Raw genomic sequence first — 3349 nt, 5'->3', positions numbered from 1 at the left:
TGGCAGGACCGCTTGCCCGTGGCCGTGGCACCAGACGCGCAAGCGGCAGTGGCGCAGGCCGATGTGATCTGCACCGTGAGCGGCGCTGCCCAGCCGATCCTGCTGGGGCAATGGGTGCGGCCCGGCACGCACGTCAACCTGGTGGGATCGAGCGCGCCCGGCCCGGTGGAAGCCGACACCGCCCTTGTCGCGGCCGCGCGCTATATCGCCGACAGCAAGGCCAACGCGTTAGAGGCTGCTGCCGAATTCCTGGTCGCCCGCGCCGCCGGCGTGGTGAACGACGCCCATATCGTGGCCGAGATCGGCGAGGTGCTGCTCGGCCAGGTACCCGGACGCCGCGATGCGCGTGATATCACGCTCTACAAGTCGCTCGGCCACGCCGTGCAGGATATCGCCGCCGCGCAGTTGCTGCTGGAGCGCGTGCGGGCGGGGTAGGGGGTGCCCGCGTGCATGCGGGCGGGGAAAGTCAGTCTTCCTGAAACGGCAAATCCGCTGCCTCCGTGGAATGAAGGCAGCGGACCGTTGCGACCCGAATGTTTCGGGGGATTGGCCGTTCAGAAGGAACCGGCAAACTGCACGCCGACCGTGCGGGGCGGGATGTAGCGGCCATAGGGCGCGGTGGTGCCGTTGCGGTTGATCGCATAGAGCACGGCGCGTTCGTCGGTCAGGTTGCGCGCAAAGATGTTGACGCTCCACCCAGCATCGAGCGTGACACCGGCGCGCACGTCGAGCTGGCCATAGCTGGGCAGCATCTGGCGTTCGCGGCCGGCCGCGGCGAGGTTGTTGAGGAAATCGCCCGGCCGCTTGCCCGTCCAGGCATAGTTCACGCCCAGCGAGCCGCTGACGCCTTCACCCAGGCGCACTTTCTGATCGAGCCCGATATTGGCAGTGAACCGCGCCGAGTTGGGCAGGCGATCACCCTTGGCGCCAACCAGCGCGGAACCGCCATCGGTGGCCGCCGGCAGCGCCTGGGTCAGCACGGCATCGGTGAACGTGGCGTTGCCGCTGATCGCGCCGCCGGTCCAAGGCCGCACCGTTCCGGCCAGTTCCACGCCCCGGCTGCGCGCCTTGGCGCCGTTGGTGGTGAACGTCAGCTCGTTAGCCGAGGTGTTCTGCAACTGGATGCGGCTCCAGTCGATCTGGAACACCGACAGGTCGAAATCGAGCTTGCCCTCCAGCACCGAACCCTTGGCGCCCGCTTCATAGTTGACCACGCGGTCAGAGCGATAGGTGCCAGGTACGCCATCGGCCAGGGTATTGGTGCCACCGGGGCGATAGCCATTGGCAACGCGCGCATAGACCATCACGTCGCGCGTGATGTGCCAGCTGGGCGAAACCAGCCAGGTGAACGGGCTTTCCGAGGTGCGGTGTTCTTCGCTGCTGGAAAAGCCGAAGATGTATTGCGCGACGCCCGTGGTGGCGACGGTGGAAAGGTTGTCCTGCTTGTTGTGGGCATAGCGGCCGCCCACTTGCAGATCGAGGCCGGGCGCAAGGTGCCCGGTCACCGTGCCGAACGCCGCCAGTTCACGATAGGTGGAAGGCCCGGCGCCGACATACGGCGTGTCGATCAGGCTGCCACTGGCGTTCATCAGCAGCATGGTTTGCGAAATATTGGCGTGCTCGACCGAATAGAACCCGCCGAGCATCCAGTCGAGTGCCGTGCTGTTGCCCGAGAGGCGCAGTTCTTGCGAGAAGCGGGTGGCGCGGTGCGAATTGGTCAGGAACACCGACGACAGGCCGGGGTAATAGCGGCCGAGCAAACCGCCGAAGATGCTGGTGAGATCCTGGTAGGGCACGGATTCGTTGACGTTCCAGCCGGTGACCGAGGTGACCTGGACTTTCCCCAGATCGAGCACGGCGCGCGCCGAATAGACATCGAACTGGCTACGGCTGGGCTGGCCCAGCACGCGGGTGACCGAATAGGGATCGGCGTTGACGCTGTTGAAATCGGTGTCGGACTTGAAATCGACCAACCCGCTGTTCTCGGTGCGCAGGCGCTGGCGAATGGCGCTGAGCGTGATCGTCAGGTTATCCACCGGGCGCAGCAGCAGCGCGGCGCGGCCGCCCCATTGGCGCTGGTGGTTGGCATTGGCCAGGAATTGCCCGGTGTTGCTGTCGGTGTTGTCCACCCAGGCCGGATCGCGGCGATAGAAGCCGCTGACCGCCAGCGCGACGCGGTCCTTGATCAGCGGCACGTTGAGCGAGCCACGCAGCGAATTGCCCTGGCCGCCATGGGCCACGGTGGAAACGCCTGCTTCCACCCGCCCGGTAAATTGCGTGGTGCTGGGGTCTTGCGTCACGTACTTGATGATGCCGCCCAGGCTGGCCGCACCATAGAGCGTGCCCTGGGGGCCGCGCAGCACTTCGATGCGCGAAAGGATCGCCGGGTCGAAATCGGGAATGTCGGTATCGCCGTTGGCGGTGGCCGAACCGAAGGGCACATCGTCAACCAGCACGGCCAGCGTGGGATTGGTGGCCCCGCCGGTGGTAATGCCGCGCAGCGACAGGCTGTGCACGGCCTGGCCGGAATACTGCAGGCCGGGGATGCGGTTGAAGTAGTCCCTGATGTTGGTCAGGTTCTGCTCGGTGAGCGTGCTGGCCGACAGCGCGGTGACCGGGGCAGGCACATCGATCAGGCGCTGGCTGGTCTTGAGTGCGGTGACGATGATCGTATCGCCCGGCTCTTCTGTGTTGGCCTGCGGCGCGACCGGCGTGGCGGTCTGCGCATGGGCACCCAGGGCCAGGCCGCCGGACAGAATCGGCGCCAGGGTCAGGGCCAGGGCGGATCGACGGCGGAACGCGCCGGTGGTGTTGGTCTGCATGGATGCCCTCATGTTCTGGTTGGTTCGTTATCGGCAAGAACACCACAACGGAGCGGGAATTTTTATTTGGATATGGCGTGGGCTGACCGGCTGCCGATTATATTTATGCGTGAAAGCGCTCTTGCGGGGTGTGAGCCGTGCCGTGGCCCCTGGCGCGATTCACCTGCATCGCTGGCACTTGCCGCATAATCTATGTCGCCCACGACCAGGATGGGCGCGCGAAAGACACGCACTGCCCGGGCCGCTACGCTAGGCTGCGCAGCATCATCATAGCGAGCGCCGCGATGCCCCAGTTTCAAACCATGCTTTCCATCCGGGCCCTGCTGCCCCTGGCTGCTGCCCTGACTATGGGCACAGCGCCGCGCCAGCCAGACCAGCTTGCCGTCACGCTGCGGCCCGACATGGCCGATGGCGCGGTGGCGGGGGTGGCCGTGGCGATGGACTTGCCCGCGCCGGCAGACGGCACGCTCTTGCTGGCAGCGCCGGTGGTCTATCCCGGTGCGCCGGGCGTGGCCGACCGGCTCAGC

General features: G+C 66.3%; 2 protein-coding genes and 1 pseudogene. 2 read left to right on the top strand and 1 reads right to left on the bottom strand.

The features are described from left to right. Positions 1–435, top strand: a pseudogene (locus tag H926_RS35180) (ornithine cyclodeaminase family protein); the annotation flags it as partial. Positions 436–554: 119 nt separating this feature from the next. Here H926_RS35180 and H926_RS0121410 read toward each other — a convergent pair. After that, a complete protein-coding gene (locus H926_RS0121410; RefSeq protein WP_022678073.1) occupies positions 555–2822 on the bottom strand; it encodes a TonB-dependent receptor in 2268 nt (755 codons plus the stop codon). A 284-nt stretch (positions 2823–3106) separates the two neighbouring features. Here H926_RS0121410 and H926_RS32745 point away from each other — a divergent pair. Continuing rightward, positions 3107–3349, top strand: a 243-nt coding sequence (locus H926_RS32745; RefSeq protein ID WP_148291849.1) for a hypothetical protein, incomplete at its 3' end; no start/stop codon positions are given.

Origin of the sequence: Novosphingobium sp. B-7 (assembly GCF_000410615.1) — a bacterium.
In the GTDB taxonomy this organism is placed as follows: Bacteria; Pseudomonadota; Alphaproteobacteria; order Sphingomonadales; family Sphingomonadaceae; genus Novosphingobium; species Novosphingobium capsulatum.
Note: the sequence above shows the minus strand (reverse complement) of the source record. Positions and strands in the feature narration are given on the sequence as shown.